At 46.1% G+C, this 18,919-nt stretch carries 20 protein-coding genes; 12 read left to right on the top strand and 8 right to left on the bottom strand.

The features are described 5' to 3' along the window. Nucleotides 1-98: 98 nt before the first annotated feature. Nucleotides 99-1,967 carry a PAS domain S-box protein gene (locus tag GC130_RS24775; protein WP_152001065.1) on the top strand — a complete coding sequence of 623 codons (1,869 nt, stop codon included), beginning with the start codon at nt 99-101 and terminating at the stop codon, nt 1,965-1,967. Then, nucleotides 1,964-2,389 (top strand): response regulator, encoded by a 426-nt coding sequence (locus GC130_RS24770; RefSeq protein WP_152001064.1) that lies wholly within the window; start codon nt 1,964-1,966, stop codon nt 2,387-2,389. Before GC130_RS24775 ends, GC130_RS24770 begins: the two co-directional genes overlap by 4 nt. 2 nt (nt 2,390-2,391) lie before the next feature. Here GC130_RS24770 and GC130_RS29145 read toward each other — a convergent pair whose 3' ends face one another. After that, the gene (locus GC130_RS29145; protein WP_255471547.1) at nt 2,392-2,523 is read right to left on the bottom strand and encodes a hypothetical protein; all 132 of its coding nucleotides are present in this window, start codon (nt 2,521-2,523) and stop codon (nt 2,392-2,394) included. A 101-nt stretch (nt 2,524-2,624) separates the two neighbouring features. Continuing rightward, nucleotides 2,625-3,836 carry a hypothetical protein gene (locus GC130_RS24760; protein WP_152001063.1) on the bottom strand — a complete coding sequence of 404 codons (1,212 nt, stop codon included), beginning with the start codon at nt 3,834-3,836 and terminating at the stop codon, nt 2,625-2,627. Between the two features lie 273 nt (nt 3,837-4,109). Between GC130_RS24760 and GC130_RS24755 the strand changes: the two genes are divergently transcribed. Continuing rightward, on the top strand, nt 4,110-6,473 hold the full coding sequence (locus GC130_RS24755; protein ID WP_152001062.1) for an ABC transporter permease: 2,364 nt from the start codon (nt 4,110-4,112) through the stop codon (nt 6,471-6,473). A gap of 75 nt (nt 6,474-6,548) precedes the next feature. On the opposite strand, the gene GC130_RS24750 is transcribed toward GC130_RS24755, so the two are convergent. Continuing rightward, nucleotides 6,549-7,352, bottom strand: coding sequence for a M48 family metallopeptidase (locus GC130_RS24750; RefSeq protein WP_152001061.1), 804 nt, complete (start codon nt 7,350-7,352; stop codon nt 6,549-6,551). A gap of 336 nt (nt 7,353-7,688) precedes the next feature. On the opposite strand from GC130_RS24750, the gene GC130_RS24745 reads away from it, so the two are divergent. The 3 genes from GC130_RS24745 to bcp are packed head-to-tail and all read left to right on the top strand — an operon-like array spanning nt 7,689 to nt 10,635. After that, the gene (locus tag GC130_RS24745; RefSeq protein ID WP_152001060.1) at nt 7,689-8,300 is read left to right on the top strand and encodes a fumarylacetoacetate hydrolase family protein; all 612 of its coding nucleotides are present in this window, start codon (nt 7,689-7,691) and stop codon (nt 8,298-8,300) included. After that, nucleotides 8,287-10,179, top strand: a complete 1,893-nt coding sequence (locus tag GC130_RS24740; RefSeq protein ID WP_152001059.1) for a M23 family metallopeptidase — start codon at nt 8,287-8,289, stop codon at nt 10,177-10,179. Before GC130_RS24745 ends, GC130_RS24740 begins: the two co-directional genes overlap by 14 nt. Nucleotides 10,180-10,185: 6 nt before the next feature. After that, the gene (gene bcp / locus GC130_RS24735; protein ID WP_152001058.1) at nt 10,186-10,635 is read left to right on the top strand and encodes a thioredoxin-dependent thiol peroxidase; all 450 of its coding nucleotides are present in this window, start codon (nt 10,186-10,188) and stop codon (nt 10,633-10,635) included. A 124-nt stretch (nt 10,636-10,759) separates the two neighbouring features. On the opposite strand, the gene GC130_RS24730 is transcribed toward bcp, so the two are convergent. The 4 genes from GC130_RS24730 to GC130_RS24715 form a co-directional block, all read right to left on the bottom strand. Further along, nucleotides 10,760-11,071, bottom strand: a complete 312-nt coding sequence (locus GC130_RS24730; protein WP_152001057.1) for a helix-turn-helix domain-containing protein — start codon at nt 11,069-11,071, stop codon at nt 10,760-10,762. Next, nucleotides 11,068-11,415, bottom strand: a complete 348-nt coding sequence (locus GC130_RS24725; protein WP_152001056.1) for a type II toxin-antitoxin system RelE/ParE family toxin — start codon at nt 11,413-11,415, stop codon at nt 11,068-11,070. Before GC130_RS24725 ends, GC130_RS24730 begins: the two co-directional genes overlap by 4 nt. 120 nt (nt 11,416-11,535) lie before the next feature. Then, nucleotides 11,536-11,994 (bottom strand): HRDC domain-containing protein, encoded by a 459-nt coding sequence (locus GC130_RS24720; RefSeq protein ID WP_152001055.1) that lies wholly within the window; start codon nt 11,992-11,994, stop codon nt 11,536-11,538. A 104-nt stretch (nt 11,995-12,098) separates the two neighbouring features. Continuing rightward, complete coding sequence (locus GC130_RS24715) at nt 12,099-12,569, bottom strand: hypothetical protein (RefSeq protein WP_152001054.1); 471 nt, start codon at nt 12,567-12,569, stop codon at nt 12,099-12,101. Between the two features lie 334 nt (nt 12,570-12,903). On the opposite strand from GC130_RS24715, the gene GC130_RS24710 reads away from it, so the two are divergent. The 4 genes from GC130_RS24710 (at nt 12,904) to GC130_RS24700 (ending at nt 15,667) form a co-directional block, all read left to right on the top strand. Then, complete coding sequence (locus GC130_RS24710; RefSeq protein ID WP_152001053.1) at nt 12,904-14,007, top strand: Gfo/Idh/MocA family protein; 1,104 nt, start codon at nt 12,904-12,906, stop codon at nt 14,005-14,007. 136 nt (nt 14,008-14,143) lie between these two features. After that, a complete protein-coding gene (locus tag GC130_RS24705; RefSeq protein ID WP_226940602.1) occupies nt 14,144-14,500 on the top strand; it encodes a transposase in 357 nt (118 codons plus the stop codon). After that, nucleotides 14,418-14,690: a hypothetical protein gene (locus GC130_RS29000; protein WP_226940604.1), complete on the top strand. Its 273-nt coding sequence runs from the start codon at nt 14,418-14,420 to the stop codon at nt 14,688-14,690. The genes GC130_RS24705 and GC130_RS29000 overlap by 83 nt, the downstream gene beginning before the upstream one ends. Nucleotides 14,691-14,977: 287 nt before the next feature. Further along, nucleotides 14,978-15,667, top strand: coding sequence for a DUF2461 domain-containing protein (locus tag GC130_RS24700; RefSeq protein WP_152001052.1), 690 nt, complete (start codon nt 14,978-14,980; stop codon nt 15,665-15,667). A 4-nt stretch (nt 15,668-15,671) separates the two neighbouring features. On the opposite strand, the gene GC130_RS24695 is transcribed toward GC130_RS24700, so the two are convergent. Beyond that, nucleotides 15,672-16,493, bottom strand: coding sequence for an ion transporter (locus GC130_RS24695; RefSeq protein WP_152001051.1), 822 nt, complete (start codon nt 16,491-16,493; stop codon nt 15,672-15,674). Nucleotides 16,494-16,698: 205 nt separating this feature from the next. Between GC130_RS24695 and GC130_RS24690 the strand changes: the two genes are divergently transcribed. Next, entirely contained in the window at nt 16,699-18,039 is a 1,341-nt protein-coding gene (locus GC130_RS24690; protein WP_152001050.1) for a S41 family peptidase, read from the top strand. Nucleotides 18,040-18,057: 18 nt separating this feature from the next. Next, complete coding sequence (locus GC130_RS24685; RefSeq protein ID WP_152001049.1) at nt 18,058-18,729, top strand: class I SAM-dependent methyltransferase; 672 nt, start codon at nt 18,058-18,060, stop codon at nt 18,727-18,729. Nucleotides 18,730-18,919 lie beyond the last annotated feature (190 nt).

Genomic DNA, 18,919 nt, shown 5'->3' with positions numbered 1-18,919 from the left:
TGTGTTAGATTAATCTCTTGCGATAGTCATAGATTAGTAATGTGTTTTTCTGTAAACTACACTTCTATTTATGGAAATTTATAGATTACAGAAACGTAATGGATTCATCAAATAAAAAAAAGGCAGAGGAAACACATTCCTATATTCTAAATTCCTCTCAGGAAATGATTCTTGGGATGGACCTGGCCGGGAAGATAACCTACTGCAACCAGGCTGCCTGGGAAGCCTATGGCTACACGAAAGCAGAGCTGATCGGAAAAAATTATATGTCCCTGTTTCCACGAGAGCGGGAGATAGAATTTGACACCATTAGAAGTAGCGTTCTTTTCCTGGAAAAAGTCAGTCCATTTGAATCGGTTAGGCTTGGCAAAAATGGCAAACTGTTAAAGGTGGCCTCACTGGTGTCGCCTATCAAAGATGAGAAGGGGAAAATTATTGGCATCTCCAGTATGGAGAGAGAAATACGAGAGTTTAGAATGGCCGAGAGCAAGAGTCAGGCGCTGCTGGAAACTGCACCCGATGCCATGGTAATTGTCAACAATTTTGGGCAGATCATTCTCGTTAATGCGCAAACGGAACACCTTTTTAAATACACCAGAAATGAACTGCTGGGTAAAGAAATAGAGACCCTGATTCCTTCACGTTTTATCAAAAAACACAAGCCACACAGAGACGGTTTTTTCAACGCTCCAAAGACCCGCAGCATGGGACATGGTTTTGATCTCTATGGAAGGAAAAAGAATGGAGATGAATTTCCAGTTGAGATAAGCCTTAGTCCTCTAAAAACAGAAGAGGGCCTGTTTGTATCGGCGGCTATCAGAGACACTACCGAAAGCAAGAAAGCAGAGAAGCGATTCAGGGATTTGCTGGAATCGGCACCAGATGCCATGATTATTGTCGACAATAGCGGTGTCATCAAAGTCGCCAACCTTCAAACCGACAAACTTTTTGGCTACAAAAGGAAGGAATTGATTGGACGACGGATTGAAATACTAATGCCTGATCGTTTTCAGAAAGGCCACCCTGGCTTGATGCAACACTATTTCAGCAACCCCAAGACCCGCGAAATGGGATCAGGTCTGGAGCTGTTCGGTATCACAAAAGGGGGCAAGGAATTTCCGATTGAAATAAGCCTCAGCCCGTTGGAAACCCAGGAAGGTTTGCTCGTTTCGGCTGCTATAAGGGATATTTCCGATAAGAAAAGGATGGAAAAAAAATTAAAAGAAGCCAATTTCGATCTGGAAGCCAAGGTAAAACAGCGAACGAGTCAGCTGGAGCGACAAAATAAAGAGCTCGAACAATTTGCCTACATCGCTTCGCATGACTTACAAGAGCCTCTGAGAACTATTTCCAGCATGACTGACCTCCTTGCGAGAGAATACACAGGGAGGCTGGATGCCCAGGCAGATCAATACCTAAAATACACCACCGACGCCTCGCAGAGAATGTCTGACCTGATCAAAGGGCTCCTGATCTACTCCAGAATCGGCAGAATCAAATCAAAAAAAATAGTGGACTGCCATCAACTTGTTGGCGATATTATCCAGGACCTGAATGCTATGATCAAAGAAAGCGGAGCCAGGATAACTACAGACAGGCTACCCAAACTGAAAGGAAGCGAGCAGGAGCTCAAGGTGCTGTTTCAGAACATGATAAGCAACGCATTGAAATTCAGGGTTCGGGCAAGAACCCCTGAGGTGACTATCGCCGTAAAAGAAAAGAAAGACGAATATGAATTTGGCGTAACCGACAATGGAATAGGTATTGACCCCAAATACTTTAAAAAGATCTTTATCATATTTCAGCGACTACACACGCAAAGTGAATTCAAGGGGTCGGGAATTGGACTGTCGCACTGTAAGAAAATCGTTGAATTACATGGCGGCAGAATATGGATTACATCGACAGAAGGATTAGGCAGTACTTTCCATTTTACGCTGCGAAAACATAAAACAACCCTATTATGAAAAAGAAATTAAACTGTATACTCCTGGTGGATGATGACGAGCCTACCAACTTTATCAATACTATTATTCTTCGCAATGCGGACATTAGCAATCAGGTGATGGCCTTTCAATGGGGTGAGGAAGCGCTTCGATACCTTACCCACAAAAATGGCTACATTCCTCAATCTGAGGAATACCCAACGCCGGATCTCATTCTTCTTGATATCAATATGCCCAAGATGAATGGTTGGGAATTTCTGGAGGAATACAAAAAACTTCCTCATGAACTGATAAATAGAATAAAACTTATCATGCTCACCACTTCCATCAACCCCGACGATGAACAAAAGGCCCGTTCAATTAAAGAAGTAAAAGATTTCTTTACCAAACCACTTACACCCGACGGTGTTGTAGATATCGTGCAAAGGCATTTTTTTGAATAAGATTAGCCGGCACCATTCGGGCCAAGCAAAGCTACAAACTCTCCTTTGAGAATAGTGAGGTCGATGCCATTGACGGCTTTTACTTCTTTGAAGTGCTTAACAACTCCGGAAACTTCAATTTGAACTTCCTTCATCACACGAAAAAATAAATAAGAATTGCAGCATGCAATTTATGAAGACTTTCTGAAGGCCGAATCAAAAAAGATGTCGCTCGTTCCCCAACTTGCTCAAATAACTAATGGCTTCCAAAAATAAAGTATTCATACTCGGCGGATGACTTATTTTCAAACGTATTGGAGACAAAGCCAGTATAACTTAGTCCGTCCAAACGTTGGATGCAATTGAGCTCATAGATGGAAAAATCGTCAATCTTCAATCCAGATTCTTTCTCGTAAACAATATTGGCAACAGCTGGTATTCTAACGTTAGCTGCTGCATCGCCGTAAACAGTCCACGACATGCCAGTCTGTCCGTCGGCCGAAGAGTATAGCCACTGAGTACTTTTATAGGTGTAATCGAAAGAGGCGTCGAAACTGAATCCGTTAGTCGTCCTGTCAACTATAGAAAGGGTAAATGACGGAAATTCTACGTTGAGCGCCGGTTCCCCAAGTTTATAGTAGGTGATAAAGGAAGGGCCGTAAAATTCATTGAACTTGGTAGAGTAGGAATCAAACCCTTGTATGTAGCCCAACGAAGTTTCGGTGCCGTACAAATATGAATCGTATGCATCACTCAGGAGATAACCTCTTCCGTCACCATAGAACCCAATCGTCCTGCCATCCTCGTTAAACTCAGCGGGGACCTCTATTATTTGATCATACTCCTGAAACGAATCGAAATCAATCACAAGGTTTTCATTCGGTACCATCGCCGCCACCTTCAAATAAACTCTCTGGCCACCTCTAAACCCCGTCATCAGGAGCTCTTGTGGGTCTTTATACATATTAACAGTCGCCAAAAGCCCTGCTTCAGTAACAGATCGGTCGTTCAGCGGCCACCCTGAAGCACCAGGAGAAAATTTAATTGACTCATCGGGAGGCATTGATTCATGGTAGTTAACTATTTCAATGGTGGCAGTTCCGATAACTTCAGGTGCTTCGGATTGGGACTGAGCTTTTAACGTCCAGGTTCTTCCTGATATAACGCCAAGATAAGTAACAGCTGAAGCGACTCCCGAGCCACTTGAACTAGGTATGAAAACCGTCACATCAATCGCTTCAAGGGCCACGGGCCCCTTCAATTCAAACACTTCACCGTTTTTGCATTTATGACTATCCAACACCTTTCCTGAAGGTTCTGAAATATACACCCACCGTTCCTGCCCCTCATTTATCGCATTTTCCTCTACCATTATAGTAAGCAAGGAAAGTCCTTCAGACTCTCTTTCACATGAAAAACATAAAATACCAAGAGCAGAAACAATACAAAGTGATAACTTCCTTTTCATGTAGTTGAATTTTGGCAGAATTCAATTTAATAAAATATCTCCTTTCCTAAAATACTTTGCCTTCGAAACTACCCTTAGTGCATACACTACCTCACCAAATGCGACTGCCACTACACGCCAGCTCATCACAAGAATTAACGGGAGAAAGGAGTTCAGCTCATCCCAGTAGGAAAAAAAGTTGTTTGTAGTCTTCTCATAAACGAGAAAAATCCACGTCTTTTCTGCAACCTTTCACCTCCAACGAGGTACTCTAGCCAAAAGAACCCCAAGGCTATGCTCAAAAACTACTTCCTGGTGGCGCTGAGAACCATCAAGCGCAACAAAATCTATAGCACCATCAATATTTTCGGTCTCTCGTTGGGCATCGCCTCCAGCATCCTTATTCTGATGTGGGTCAACGACGAGCTCAGCTACAACAGCTCTCACGAGAATCTACCTAGCATTTTTCGGGTGATGGAAAACCAACACTATTCGGACAGAATTGGCACCACATCTTCTACCCCTGGCCCCCTTTCCCCCTATCTCAAAGCCACCTACCCTGAGGTTAAATATGCCTCCAGGCTTACCTGGCCAACCGAAAACCTTTTCAATGTCGAGGAAGCGTCCTACTATGAGTCAGGCCGCTATGTAGATGCAGACTTCATGGAGATGTTCACCTTCAAGTTCATTGAGGGATCGGCTTCAACAGCCTTTAATGATAAAAATGCCGTGGTGCTGACCGAAACCATGGCGAAAAAATACTTCGGCAATGCACCCGCCATGGATCAGGTGTTTCGCATGAACAACAAGGAAAGCATGAAGGTGACTGGCGTGGTAGAAGACTGGCCAAAAAACAGTGACTTTGGTGGGTTTGCTTACCTGCTTAACTTTGACAAGTTCATGGACGAAAACAAGCAATGGCTTGACCAATGGGGCAACAACAACGTCTCCACCTTTGTGCAGCTCCAAAGCGGACAAGATTGGGAAGCCTATTCCACAAAAATAAACAGGCTTCTCGATGAGAAAAATGATGAAAACAACATAGAGCTTTTCCTTTACCCAGCCACCAAAATGCACTTGTATGGCAGCTTTGAAAATGGTGTGCAGGATGGCGGCCGCATCAGATACGTGAAGATATTCGGCATCATTGCTATTTTTCTTTTGCTCATCGCCTGTATCAATTTCATGAACTTATCTACTGCCCTGGCTGTAAAGCGAAGCAAAGAGGTGGCGCTACGAAAAGTGGTCGGTGCCTTCAGGAAACACCTGATTTATCAATTCCTGACTGAGTCCATCGTGTTCTCGGCGCTGGGCGGCCTGGCAGCGGCAGTGCTTGTCATTGTTCTTATGCCGTTCTTCAATGAGATCTCGGACAAGAGTCTCGTTTTTGAATTCAACACAGCCACCGTTTTGCTTTTTTCCGGCACCATCCTTTTCACAGGTTTTGTAGGCGGTAGCTACCCAGCATTTTACATCGCCCGCTTCGAACCGGCCAAAGTGTTGAAAGGCCAGCTCAAGAGCGGCAAGGCGGCTGTCAGATTCAGAAAAGTGCTGGTAACAACGCAGTTCGTGCTTTCCATCATCATGATATTTTGCACTGTGGTCGTGTATCAGCAGCTGTGGTATGTTCAAAATCAGGACACCGGCTTCAACAAGGAAGGGATCATTTACATGGAAATGCAGGAGAACATGGCGGAAAAGTATGACCTCATTCAGGATCAACTTTTGAAAGACCCCTCCATTCTCTCAGTAAGTGAAAGCAGCTTTTCGCCTCTTTCCATCGGCAACAGCACCTGGGGGCTCGACTGGCCCGGCAAAGATCCGCAGGAGCGGATTCTGTTCAGCAATTTCGCCATCGACGGTTCCTATATCGAAACCATGGGACTGACCCTTGTTGGTGGGCGGACTTTTGACAAAACCATGGCCACCGATACGGCCAACATCATTATCAATGAATCAGCCGCCCGCAAAATGGGTTTCGAGCCTTTGGAGGCTGTGGATCAGCCCATCACTGTTTGGGGAGAAAGAAAAGGGCATATTATTGGGGTAGTGAAGGACTACAATTACAGCTCGTCGCACTCCGTCATTCGGCCTATGTTTATGATGTTTGAAAAGGACTGGTGCAGCTATATCATCGTGCGGGCCAAGCCACAACAGTACACCGCTGCCATTGACGCCCTGAACAGCGTTCACACTACTTACGCCCCAGCCTATCCGTTCGAATATCGCTTCCTTGATGTTGACTGGGCGGAATTCTATGAAAATGAAGAACGCACTGGGCAGCTGTTTCAAGGTTTCGCCTGGCTGTCGATATTCATTTCTTGTCTGGGGCTATTTGGTCTGGCTGCTTTCGCCATTCAGCAACGCACCAAAGAAATTGGCGTACGAAAAGTACTTGGAGCCTCCACCTCGTCCATCATCACACTCACCGTGAAAGACTTTGCACTATTGGTCATTATAGCGGCAGTGATAGGCTCGCCGCTCGCCTGGTACCTGATGGATCAGTGGCTGACCGACTTTGCCTTTCATGTCAACATCAGTGTCATGGTACCGCTGGCGGCTATGCTGCTGGCGTTGTTCATCGCTGTGGTTACCGTGGGCTTCCACTCCATCAGGGCTGCACGGACCAATCCGGTGGATGCGCTTCGCTATGAGTAATTAAAGAGGTTACTATTTGCGGTACCGCAGATAGTAACCTCTTTAATTGTAGCGCATTGCTCTCTTTAATTCTTCCTACTTCTTATAATACTTCATCGCCTCAGGTATCTGTGCTTTCAGATCGGCAATGCGGGTGCTGTGCGAAGGGTGAGTAGACAAAAACTCCGGAGGTGCCCCGCCGCCGCTGTTGGCAGCCATTCTTTCCCAAAAAGCTGGTGCCTCATTGGGGTTGTACCCAGCCATGGCCATAAAAATAAGGCCCATCCTGTCAGCCTCAGACTCCTGAAGACGAGAGAAAGGCAGCATAGCCCCAACAGTAGTGCCTGCACCATAGGCTGTCATAAACAGCTGCTGCGCTTCCGCCGGTTTGTCTTTCACCGCATAAGACAGTGCCAAACCACCAAACTGTTGGATCAAGCCCTGCGTCATCCGCTCATTGCCATGGCGGGCAATGGCGTGCGCAATTTCATGTCCCATTACCACAGCTACTCCTTCGTCTGTTTTGCATATTGGCATAATGGCCGTGTAGAAAGCCAATTTCCCGCCAGGCATACACCAGGCGTTCACCGTTTCATCGTCCTGAATCAGGTTAAACTCCCACTTATAACCCTTCAACTGATCGCTGAGGCCATTGGTGGCCATGTATGACTCCACTGCCTTTTGAATCTTCAACCCAACAGATTTTACCTGATTCACCTGGGCCGTGTTGGTGGACAATTTGGACTCGCTGAGCACCTGGTCGTACTGTGTGAAACTCATGGAGTTGAGCTCTGAATCAGGCACCAGCGCAAGCTGCTTCCTCCCTGTGATCGCCACCGTTGAGCAGCTATAAGCAATCAACGTGGCACCAATGCCTAACAATGCTATTATCCTCTTCATTTGTTCTTAATTTATTGTGAATGCTAACAAGCTTCTTGCCAAAGTAGATTCCCCAGTCTTTCGACACTGCAAAAACCAGTCGGATTTGGAATGCTCCAAAACAACTTCATTTGGCAAAAATAATACTATAGAAATGATTTTTTCGCACGTTCCCTCGGCTTACATACCAATCGGTGTGCGTGTTAGGTGAGTTACTTTTAGCTTTAACGGAATATGTTTGAAAACGAATGGAATTTCTGAAAATTATGATCCTTTGTTCAAATAATAATGACGCAGATCAAAGATAGGTTGCGGAATCGCTGACTATCAGATATTTTGGCATCAAACATCACTACTATGAAAATCCTTTGCATCGGCCGCAACTACGTAGAGCACATCAAAGAACTCAATAACGAGACTCCCGATGAGCCGGTTATTTTCACCAAACCCGACACTGCGCTGTTGCTGAACAACAAGCCGTTCTACTTTCCCGATTACACAAAGGAGATCCACCATGAGTTGGAGATTATTATCAGGATTTGTAAGGAAGGGAAAAGTGTTGAGGAGAAATTCGCTTCGACCTACTACGACGCCATTGGCCTTGGTATCGACTTCACGGCACGGGATTTGCAGCAGAAAGCTAAAGCCAAAGGGTTACCATGGGCGCTTGCCAAGGGATTCAATGGATCAGCTCCGATTTCCAAATTTGTTCCGAAGGAAAAGTTTGCGGATATGAAGAACATTAATTTCAAACTGGAACTCAATGGTCAACCAGTTCAGGTTGGGAATACCGGTCTGATGATCAACTCTATAGAAGCCATTATAGCCTACATTTCAAAATTCATTACACTTAAAAAAGGAGATATTATTTTCACAGGAACGCCGAAAGGAGTTGGGCCTGTCAAAATAGGAGATCACCTGAAAGGATACCTGGAAAGTGACGCACTACTCGATTTTGAAATTAAATAAACTAGCACTTCTATTTTTACTAACAGCAAACACAGCCATAGCCCAATATGGATATGACTCTGCCTACCTGATGTTTCCCATCCGGCCGGGAGAGCGCAACTACCTGGCCGGTACTATGGGTGAAATCAGGGGCACCCATTTTCACGCTGGAATTGACATACGCACCAGTGGCATAGAAGGCTTGCCAGTGTATGCACCTGCCGATGGCTACATCAGCAGGGTAAAAATAAGCACTGGCGGCTATGGCAATGCCCTGTACATGACGCACCCCAATGGCCTGACCACCGTGTACGGTCACCTGAAGTCGTTCAGTAAGCCCCTGGCCGAATGGGTGCGGGCACAGCAGTATGCCAAAGAAAGCTTCGACGTAGAGCTTTTTCCTGCACGCAACCAATTCAGCTACAAGAAAGGCGAAGTGTTTGCCGCCTCAGGTAACACCGGAGGCAGTTCGGGGCCCCATCTCCATTTTGAAATACGGGACCAGGAGCAGAAGATTCTTGACCCCATGCGCTTTCACTTCAAAGAGCTCATTGATGAAGCACCTCCTTTGATCAGAAAGGTGGCCTTTACCACCATGGACATCAAGTCGAGAATCAATGGCCAGTTCGGCAGGTTTGAGTTTGATGTCACCAAAGAAGGGGACAGTTTTGTCATGCACACGCCACTGACTTTTGAAGGAACCATTGGCGTGGAAATTTATGCCTACGACCGCTTCGACGGCACCTGGAGCAAAAACGGCATCCCGTGCATTGAGGTGATGCTCGACGACAAGAAGATGTTCAGCCAAAGCATCACCAAGTTGAGCTTCGACGAAATGCGCAATGTGGCGGTGCACATGAACTACGGCGAGTATTTAACCAGCGGGCAGAAATTCACCAAGCTTTGGGTAGACGACGGCAACTGGTTGAAGGTGTACGAAGCCAAAGACTGGCAGGGCATGTTGAAAATCCGGGATTCCAGCGATCACAAGCTTGAAATCAGAACCTGGGACAGCTACAACAACTACTCGTATTTTAAGACAACGCTCAGCGATAAGGGGAAGCGAAGCAATGCCACCATCAAAAGTCTCAGTAAGCTGAGGCGGGAGGGTTATGAAATAACCGGCAATGTGATGGAGCTAATGAACCCCAATGGTGTGGCTCGCCAGAACGTTCTGTTGTACTCTTCAGGACAGGCGTATGAACTACCGCCGGTCTACCACGTGGGTGCCAACGACTTATACCTCTGGGATTTGAGAAATGGCCTGCCCGACTCAGTCGATTTGTGTGGCACCATGCAAAAATATGACTTCAAGGCTATGGTATCTCCACATCACGAATACAACTATTTTGATAAGGACATAGACGTGGCCTTTAACCGGTACAGCCTGTTCGACACACTCTACCTGGCAGTAAAGGACAAGCAAATAGAAAACGGCAGAGAAGTGTTTGCTATCGACAATGTGCTGGACCCGCTTCGCCGGTCGGCAAAGGTGACGCTGAAGCCTCTGCAACTATACGATAAAGAAAAGTCGGCCGTGTACTCCTACAGCTCCAAAGGTAACCTGGGCTATGTGGGCGGTGCGTGGGACAAAGATGGGATCAGCTTTCTTACCACCTCTTTGGGCACCTGGACCGTCGCTACGGATTCTGTCCCACCTACTATCAAGCCGGCGGTGATCAACAAAAGTGAGTGCCGCCTGATCATTGAGGATGACCTTTCTGGCATCAAAAGCTGGAAAGGCACCATTGATGGCGAATGGGTGCTGCTGAACTACGAGTACAAGAAAAAATTACTGTGGACAGAAAAGCTGGACGGAAGCAAACCTTTCGACGGAGAGTTTGTTGTGGTAGTGACCGATAACGCCGGTAATCAAACTGTGTACAAAACAAAACTCTGACAACCAATGGCATTAAAAGCAGGCGACAAAGCTCCAGACTTCGAGGTAAGTGACCAAAACGGAAAAACAGTAAAACTCTCCGACTTCCAGGGCAAAAAGGTAGTGCTCTACTTCTACCCGCAAGACAACACCCCGACCTGCACCGTGGAAGCCTGCAACCTGCGAGACAACTTCAGCGCCCTTAAAGCCAAAGGCTACGAGGTGCTCGGCGTAAGCCCCGACTCAGCCAAGAAGCACACCAACTTCATTAAGAAATTCAGCCTGCCCTTCACCCTACTGGCCGACACCGATAACAAGATCATTGAGAGCTACGGGCTGTGGGCAGAAAAGCAGATGTTTGGCAAGAAGTACATGGGGGTGTTAAGAACTACTTTCATTATCGACGAGAAGGGCATCATTGAGCGGATCATCGACGACGTAAAGTCGAAGGAGCATGCCGAGCAGATTTTGGGATAAATTCAATTTTTACACGACTACAAAAGTTTGATGGAAAGTCTGGGATTGCGCTACAGAAGCAGTTGCCGGTTAGCCGACTTCAGGTGTGTCTCCTAAACTTTTGTAGTCTCTGAAATTGCCCTCTTTAAGCAATATTCAATTCGTTATTCAGAAGCTCAACCCTGAAGTTTACTTTGGCTTTCAAAGCCTCAAAAACCTTCAAGATAGTCTCAATAGTTACGTTTTTAGCATTATTCTCCAGCTTTGAAATTTGAGATTTCTTAACGCCAATCAACACTCCAAGTTGTTCCTGGGTAAGGTGACGCTCTTTTCGTGCCCTCTTGATCATGTCGCCAATGAGTTCAAGTTTGAGTTCAAATTCATATTGATCTCTTCTGGGTGTTCCAATCTTGCCGATTAACAAGTCCTGGGCTTCATCTAAACTGTATGATTTCATTTTTTTCTCGTTCTCTGTTCAAAATATTCAAGCCTGATTTGCTCGGCCCTTTCAATTTCTTTTGGACTTACCTTGTCCGTTTTCTTGACAAATCCATGGGTACCACAAACGAGCGTCATTTCGTTATTCTCTTTGTCCCAAAAGGCAAGGATTCGATATTGAAGGCCAGCATATTTGGTTCGAAATTCCCAAATATTTTGATTCAGCTTCTTAAATAGTTTGGGATCATTCAAAACCTGCGCCTTTCTGATATTATAAAATATCTTGTCTTGAACTTTGTCGGTTTGGCCTTTGATAAACTCAAAAGCTTCTTCCAATAACCTGATCTCGAACTTTTTCTCCACTAAATCTCCATTAGCTACTACATAACAAAGCTAGAAAATGTTTCAATAAAAGGAAACTTCTTGAATTAAGCTTCCCTGAAGCGAGTTGCTTTTACTGCATTACTTATTCGCCATAATTCGTCAGATAGAATTTAGCACTGCAATAATTTCGTCACCGTATTTGGCTGCCTTCTTTTCTCCAAACCCTTTTAGTGTGTTAAGCTCTTCTTTTGCCTCAGGATTAAGTCTTGCAATTGCTCCAAGTTGTGCGTTAGAAGCAATAATGTAATTTGGAAAATTGTCTTTCGCAGCCGTGTCTGCTCGCCAAATTCTCAATGCTTCATAACGATTTCTTTCTTCACCATTTAATATTGATGGGTCAAAGGGTGGTTGCCTTTCTGATGCAGGCGTATGATGAGTTTCAAGAGTTGAAATGTCCTCATAGAAAACAATTATTGACCAGTAGCTTGTCTGACCAGAAGTGATAGCTTGTGTCGCAGTTTTTTTGACTACGACTGTTTGCATAAACTCGTTCAACTTGTCTTCGTCTTGCTGCAGGTTTTCTTTGCTCAGCCGAATGTGGAAGTGTTTTACTTTCATATCATTTTTGAATGTAAGCCTAGGCGAAGGCTACACAACTGTTGCTATTGCTTAAGCTAAAATACGTTGTTGTCGCCTTTGGGGCGTATGTATTTTAGGTGATGTTATAGCCAATATTTATTTATTATTTCTTCGAACTTTTTAATGTCATTTGGCTCTGTAATAATCCATCGTCTCATCCCGTCCAAATCATCTATTCCAGACCAATCTGAACTTACAAAGGCAGCGAACCTTTTACTGGTCTTGTCAATATTCACAATCCAATAACAAATTGGGCCTCCATACTTCATTTGCATTAATTTCTTGGTTTCCGCTCTTGAAGTGATTTCTATTAAGGCTTTTAAATCAGAGGGACTAATCAATTCTTTCTTGCTCTTCAAGGAGTCCAAGTCCTTGTGATGGTGCCACAAATTTGCTGTGGTTCCATGTGCTTTGAAATCCTTGTATATGAAAATTGAATCCGCATAGAATGTCTTGTTTATCTTTTGTCCAAGACAATCTATTCTGATTGCAAGAAAAATAAAGAAGAATATGGTATAAGTTCTTCGATTCATTTTATTGGCTAAAGCGATCATATAAACACCAGCCTGCCTGGCACTAGCGTTTATATTTCATATATTCACTAGAGGGGTGTTGAGCAAAATACCTGTAAGATTACTCAATACTAAACATATACTTTCCAAAATAAAATAACAATTCAACTAGCACTATTCTTTCCTAGCATATGCTTTCTGGCTCCAAATCCTGTATCATTCGCCTCGCTTCTCCACTGAACTTGCCTACGGGTTGCAGATCATACCCACGGCTACCCCTACTTAGCACAAAAATACAAAGTGACCAGTAAAGCACACCCTCCCCTTTTTCAACAATTCCTTTTAACTTACCTGCCTATATAACAACCACCTCGCTATGAAATATGTACTAGTCTCCCTTTTTACCCTGGTCACCCTGACAGCACTGGCTCAGCCCGTCAAAAAGCCTTTGAAAGTCGGTGTGGCCGGCCTTATCCACGGGCATGTGGGCTGGGTGCTTAATAAAGCCAAAGCTGGCGACGTGGAAATTGTGGGCATTGCTGAGCCCAATAAAGCCCTGGCTGAAAAGTTGTCAAAACAATATGGCTTCTCTATGTCGCTGGTGTACCCTACCCTGGACGAGATGCTGGCCAAAACCAAACCAGAGGCAGTGACAGCTTTCAACGACATCTACGGCCACATGGAAGTGGTGGAGAAGTGCGCTCCCAAGGGCATTCACGTGATGGTGGAAAAGCCCCTGGCCATGAGCTACGAACATGCGAAGCGGATGAAGGCGCTGGCAGACAAACACAAGATTTTTTTGGTGACCAACTACGAAACCACGTGGTACGCCACCACGCAGGAAACCCTTACTAAGGCAGCAGCCGGCGACCTGGGTACCCTTCGCAAAGTGATGGTAAACGACGGCCACCAGGGCCCAAAGGAAATTGGTGTTGGCAAAGAGTTCCTCGACTGGCTCACCGATCCTAAGCTCAACGGAGCCGGTGCTTTGATCGACTTCGGCTGCTACGGAGCCAACCTCCTCACCCACCTGATGAGCAACGAAAGACCGTTGTCGGTAACGGCAGTCACCCAAACCAACAAGCCCGACATCTACCCCAAAGTAGACGACGAGGCCACGATACTGGTGAAGTACCCCGGAACCCAGGGCGTCATTCAGGCGTCGTGGAACTGGACGTTTAGCCGTAAAGACATGGAGGTGTTTGGTACCAACGCCTATATCAAAACGGTAGATGGCACCCGCATGAGCCTGCGTGCAAAGCAATCAGACCCCGAGCAGCCCATGACGCTGGAGCCCACGAAAACGCCCTTCAACGATCCGTTCGATTTTCTTACGGCCGTCATCAGAGGCGAAACGAAGCTCAACGAAACTGTGCAGGGCAGACTTTCGTCGCTGGAAAACAACATGGTAGTAGTGGAAATACTGGATGCCGCTATCCGGTCGGCGAAGGAAGGGAAGACGGTGGTGCTGGAAAGGTGATGATCACTTGAAGAGGCTAGGCAAAGTTTTGTCGCTCCGGCTTTGCCGAGTGACAGAACTTTGTCGAGCGCTACCACAATCATGTTAAGCATTTAATTGCTATGACATTTTAAAAATTGCGGCTATTTTCATTGTCATGTCTGAACTACGAAAAGCCACCACTGATCACCCTTATTTTCTGAGTATTCCCGTGGTTGGCTGGATAGATGTGTTTACCCGTCAAAGATATTGTGATAAGATTATTGAGAGCCTGACGTTTTGCACACAGAACAAAGGCTTGGAAATTTTTGCTTACGTAATCATGCCAAGTCATCTTCATATGGTTGCAAGAAGCCTGAAAAGTGACCTCAACCACATCGTCAGAGATTTTAAAAGCTTTACTTCAAAAGAGATCATTAAGCAGGTCAAAAATGAACCAGGAGAAAGCAGAGAAGACCGGGCTGGCGAACCAGTGGATGATCGAAATATTTCAGGCGTATGCCAAACGATATAAGCAGAATACCAATTATATGTTTTGGCAAAAAACCAATTTTCCTGTTGAGCTAAGCTATCCGGCTATCCTTGATCAGAAAATAGACTATATCCATAGAAACCCTGTGGCTGCCGGGTATGTGATTGAGCCTGAAGCGTGGTATTATAGCAGTGCTTGTCCGTTGTCACCGTTAAAGGTGAGCGAGTTGTGATGCGGCCAGAGGCCTTTAACAGTAACGTTTCAAAAGGATAATGGAGACATGTCACTCGGCAAAGCCGGAGCGAGATAAAAGGTAAGTCACTCGGCGATGAAGCGAGTTGTGATGCGGCCAGAGGCCTTTGACAGTGGCGTTTTTAAAAGAAAAATGGAGACATGTCACTCGGCAAAGCCGGAGCGAGATAAAAGGTAAGTCACTCGGCGAAGCCGGAGCGACAAAGAGAGTAGAACAAGAGAGAACTATTTCTCACACCGCCCTGTTTTGTCCTTTTTTAAACCACTATGAACCCATCTTCCATCCAACCATCTGCCTTCCAGTTTCTCACCGACCTCGCTGCCAATAACAACCGGGACTGGTTTGCCCGGCACAAAGACCGGTATCAGGCATCGCTCGACAATATGGTGGGCTTTGCCGATGCGCTGCTGGCTGAAATGAACAAGCATGACCTGATAGAAACGCCGTCAGGAAAGAAAGCACTGTTTCGGATCTACAATGATGTGCGGTTCAGTAAGGATAAGTCGCCCTACAACGCCCGCTTTGCCATGTCGTTCCGGCGGGCGAACAAAGAAAAGCGGGGCGGCTATTACCTCAACCTCAAGCCGGGCAACTGTTTCCTCGCCTGCGGGTTCTTCAATCCCAACCCTGAAGACCTAAGACGCATTCGCTTCGACATAGATGACAACTATGAGGACTGGCAGAAGATTCTGCGATCAAAAGCCATAAAAAGTACCTATGGCGACATGCAGGGAAACACAGTGGCCACAGCACCGAGAGGCTACACAGTCGACCACCCGGGCATTGATTTGCTACGGCATAAATCATTTGTTTTCCGGCATACTTTCACCGACGACGAAGTACTAACCAGCGGTTTCCATAAAAGCGTGAGTCAGACGTTCAAAACCATCAGGCCCTGGCTCGATTATATGAGTGAAGTGCTGACTACAGACCGGAATGGGGTACCGCTGCCGTAGCGGATCACTTTTCTAGTTCGTTTCCACAAACACAGCAGTACTTCGCTTTCCTGATGTGATCAGTATTGCCGCAATGCTTGCACTGCCTGCTGGTATTGCCAGAGGGATTCAGGGCATTGGTGCTTCCCTTGGCTAGCTCTACAGTTACCAGCCCTGTAGGTACTGCTATAAGCCCGTAGCCAGTTACCATCAATATAGTCGCCAGAAACTGCCCCAGGGTGGTTTGAGGGGCTATATCGCCATAACCAACGGTCGAGAGCGTAACAATGGCCCAGTAAATACTTCGGGGAATGCTGGTGAAACCATGCTCCCGCCCTTCAATGATATACATCAACGTGCCAACAAAAACGCTGACGATAACAACAAAGAAAAGAAAAACGACAATCTTCCTGGAGCTTGATTTCACTGCTTCACCAAGTTTGCTGGCCTCACCCATAAACTGCACCAGCTTAAGCACCCTGAATACCCGCAGCAGCCTAAGCACCCTTATAATAGCAAGGGCATGACTTCCTACGAAAAAGATGCTCAGGTACGTGGGTAGAATAGAGAGCAAATCGATGATGCCAAAAAAGCTAAATATATATTGAGTCTTCTTTTCCGACGTCCACAGCCGAAGGCCGTATTCGATAGTAAACAGGCCAGTAATGATCCAATCAAGTTGGTAGAAAAATGCAGCCCACTCCCGATTGATCTCACTTACACTCTCCAGCATCAGTATGGTGATGCTGGCCACAATGAGGATAAGGAGCGCTATGTCGAAACCCCTGCCAGCGGGTGTGTCTACCCCGAATATGATCCTGTGGAGCTTTTGTTTGGTTGATTGCATGCTATAGAAGGTAATGCCAGGAACTAGTGATGTGAAACTAGCAACTTTTAAGAAATAAGTTGTTTATTCAACTCTCCTATTAATGGTTGTAACCTAAGAACTTGTTCCTCTGTCTAACCAATTGTATTCATCGTAAAGCTATTCGGAGTTGTCGCAAACTGTGGCATTTCATGGCCCCAGGTTGTTCACTCTAAACTATTCATGCATGCAAAAAATAGTGCCCATTTTCATACTGACGTTGTTGACTTTAGCCAGCGTCGCCCAGACATACACGGATAGTCAGGTGAAAGAAGACTTGCAGTTTCTTATCGGCAGCATAGAAGAATTTGAACCGGCGCTTTACGGGTACAATCCCGACTTTAAAGAAAAGACGGATGCAGTAATACGTTCGGTGGTAAGCGACATGTCCGTCCTGGCTTACTTCAGCCTGGCTTCCAAAATTGTGTCGCTGGCCAACGAAGGGCATTTTAACCTTGGCGACTGGAGTGACGTAGCACACAAAGGATTTGTGGACAACACCTACAAGTACATGCCGCTGTCTGTCATGGTTATCGACGACCGCATTTTTGTTTGGATCAACAGCGCCAACAGCGAAGAACTCCAAAGAGGAGATGAGATACTGTCGATCAATGGAAGGGCCTCAGCCGATATCATTGCCAGCATGTTGCCCTACATCCCCTCCGACGGTCACATAGAAACTTATCGGCTGAAAAGCCTAACCATGGGCTTCCCCTGGATGTATTACCTCTATGTAGAGCAGCCCGAAAGCTTTGCTTTCGAGTATAAAAGGCAAGGACAACGCAGCACTGTAACCATCGAGGCATTGACCAGGGAGGGGTGGACGGCCAACTACCAGCAGCGAAAGTCTGCTGCGCCAGAAGAAGCAACTGGAGTAAAACAGGTTTATGAGTTTGACATAAAAGGTGATGTGGCAGTTTTGACGCTCAAGGACTTTACCCGATCCCTTGTTGAAAAACATGACCTTGAGGCAGGTAAGCTATACGAGGAAATATTTGAGCAACTAAAGACTTCCCAGGTCTCCAGCCTGATCGTAGACCTCCGGGACAACACAGGCGGCAGAAATGAATTTGCTGACGACCTGATTCCCTTTATTATGAAAGAAGCGGGGAAGGGACTTTTCAAAACTACAGAATCGTGGAAAGGCAAAAAGAAGGATTATTCATTACCAAAAATGGATAAGCTGGCCTTCGATGGAGCTATCTATGCGCTGGTCAACGGTCGAACCTACTCTGCCGGAGCGGAAATTGCCAGGTATTTGAAAGAGTACGGAAATGCAACGGTTATTGGAGAGGAAACGGGCACCCGGTACGAGGGGTTTGCAGCGGGCTCTACCCAAAGCATCGTTCTCCCAAATTCAGGCATCCGAATCGGCATTCCGAGGTATCATTTGGCCTTCCCACCCTCTTCCAGCCAAAAGACCAGCAACAGGGGGCTACTGCCAGACCATGAAGTACGTTATACAATCGAAGATTTGATGAACGAAAAAGACCTGGAGATGGAGGTAGCGCTTGGCCTCATCAAGTAACGGATAGCAGCGATCAAAATGACTGAGGATTACAACGCCGACATCGCCCGCCATTACCATGCCTACCGCCCACCCCTGCATCAAGTGATCCTTGCAAGGTGCCTGAAGCCTGGGGCAGTTTATGGCAATGGGCTTGACATCGGGAGCGGCACCGGGCAGTCGAGTGTCGCACTGACCGATTTCTGCGAAAAAATAACCGGTGCTGAGCCAAGCAAGGAGATGCTGGCACAGGCTATCGGGCATTCGAAAGTAACCTATGTGCATTTTGATGGCATCAATTTACCCTTCGCTGATACCAGTTTCGACCTGATCACGTTTGCAGGTTCATTGTTTTACGCCAGGTCGCAAGGGATGCTCAATGAGGTGGTGAGGGTGTGCCTGCCCAACGCCACTGTCATTGCCTACGACTTTGAGGTGCTTTTTCATGAGCTTCCATTTGGGTTTGATCTACCTGTGGAAGCGGCCGACTATGATCACCGGGCTAACTTTTCTGGCCTTGCAATGAATGGTCTGAGGGAGACAGACTCTTTTGTCAGCGACTACCAGCTGGCCGCTAGCGCTGAAAACCTTGCACACTTGCTGCTGTCGGCACGAAGCTTTTACGGTTACTTTTCTGAAAGGTACAGGGCTAAAGATCCTGACTCTCCTCTTGTCGAAAAGCTTAAACCCAGAATTGTCATTAGGGCTTAATTTCTAATGGCCGCCATTAGGGTTTTTAGGTTTTAAATCACTGATTATCAATGCTATGAGTTGTTTTTTTCGACCACAATTGCACGATTTTCCGTGTCATTTTAACTTACATGGCAGATGGACTTAAAACTGGCCTTTACTGACAAAGAAATCACCCCCTGGAGTGGGATGGTTTTCATGAAAAAACTGC

Origin of the sequence: Imperialibacter sp. EC-SDR9 (assembly GCF_902498805.1) — a bacterium.
Lineage (GTDB): Bacteria > Bacteroidota > Bacteroidia > Cytophagales > Cyclobacteriaceae > Imperialibacter.
Note: the sequence above shows the minus strand (reverse complement) of the source record. Positions and strands in the feature narration are given on the sequence as shown.

Excerpts from the sequence above, each read along its gene's own strand:
- GC130_RS24775 (WP_152001065.1), top strand. The coding sequence starts at position 99 with ATGGATTCATCAAATAAAAAAAAGGCAGAGGAAACACATTCCTATATT.
- GC130_RS24770 (WP_152001064.1), top strand. The coding sequence starts at position 1,964 with ATGAAAAAGAAATTAAACTGTATACTCCTGGTGGATGATGACGAGCCT.
- GC130_RS29145 (WP_255471547.1), bottom strand. The coding sequence starts at position 2,523 with ATGAAGGAAGTTCAAATTGAAGTTTCCGGAGTTGTTAAGCACTTCAAA.
- GC130_RS24760 (WP_152001063.1), bottom strand. The coding sequence starts at position 3,836 with ATGAAAAGGAAGTTATCACTTTGTATTGTTTCTGCTCTTGGTATTTTA.
- GC130_RS24755 (WP_152001062.1), top strand. The coding sequence starts at position 4,110 with ATGCTCAAAAACTACTTCCTGGTGGCGCTGAGAACCATCAAGCGCAAC.
- GC130_RS24750 (WP_152001061.1), bottom strand. The coding sequence starts at position 7,352 with ATGAAGAGGATAATAGCATTGTTAGGCATTGGTGCCACGTTGATTGCT.
- GC130_RS24745 (WP_152001060.1), top strand. The coding sequence starts at position 7,689 with ATGAAAATCCTTTGCATCGGCCGCAACTACGTAGAGCACATCAAAGAA.
- bcp (WP_152001058.1), top strand. The coding sequence starts at position 10,186 with ATGGCATTAAAAGCAGGCGACAAAGCTCCAGACTTCGAGGTAAGTGAC.
- GC130_RS24730 (WP_152001057.1), bottom strand. The coding sequence starts at position 11,071 with ATGAAATCATACAGTTTAGATGAAGCCCAGGACTTGTTAATCGGCAAG.
- GC130_RS24720 (WP_152001055.1), bottom strand. The coding sequence starts at position 11,994 with ATGAAAGTAAAACACTTCCACATTCGGCTGAGCAAAGAAAACCTGCAG.
- GC130_RS24715 (WP_152001054.1), bottom strand. The coding sequence starts at position 12,569 with ATGATCGCTTTAGCCAATAAAATGAATCGAAGAACTTATACCATATTC.
- GC130_RS24710 (WP_152001053.1), top strand. The coding sequence starts at position 12,904 with ATGAAATATGTACTAGTCTCCCTTTTTACCCTGGTCACCCTGACAGCA.
- GC130_RS24705 (WP_226940602.1), top strand. The coding sequence starts at position 14,144 with ATGTCTGAACTACGAAAAGCCACCACTGATCACCCTTATTTTCTGAGT.
- GC130_RS29000 (WP_226940604.1), top strand. The coding sequence starts at position 14,418 with ATGAACCAGGAGAAAGCAGAGAAGACCGGGCTGGCGAACCAGTGGATG.
- GC130_RS24700 (WP_152001052.1), top strand. The coding sequence starts at position 14,978 with ATGAACCCATCTTCCATCCAACCATCTGCCTTCCAGTTTCTCACCGAC.
- GC130_RS24695 (WP_152001051.1), bottom strand. The coding sequence starts at position 16,493 with ATGCAATCAACCAAACAAAAGCTCCACAGGATCATATTCGGGGTAGAC.
- GC130_RS24690 (WP_152001050.1), top strand. The coding sequence starts at position 16,699 with ATGCAAAAAATAGTGCCCATTTTCATACTGACGTTGTTGACTTTAGCC.
- GC130_RS24685 (WP_152001049.1), top strand. The coding sequence starts at position 18,058 with ATGACTGAGGATTACAACGCCGACATCGCCCGCCATTACCATGCCTAC.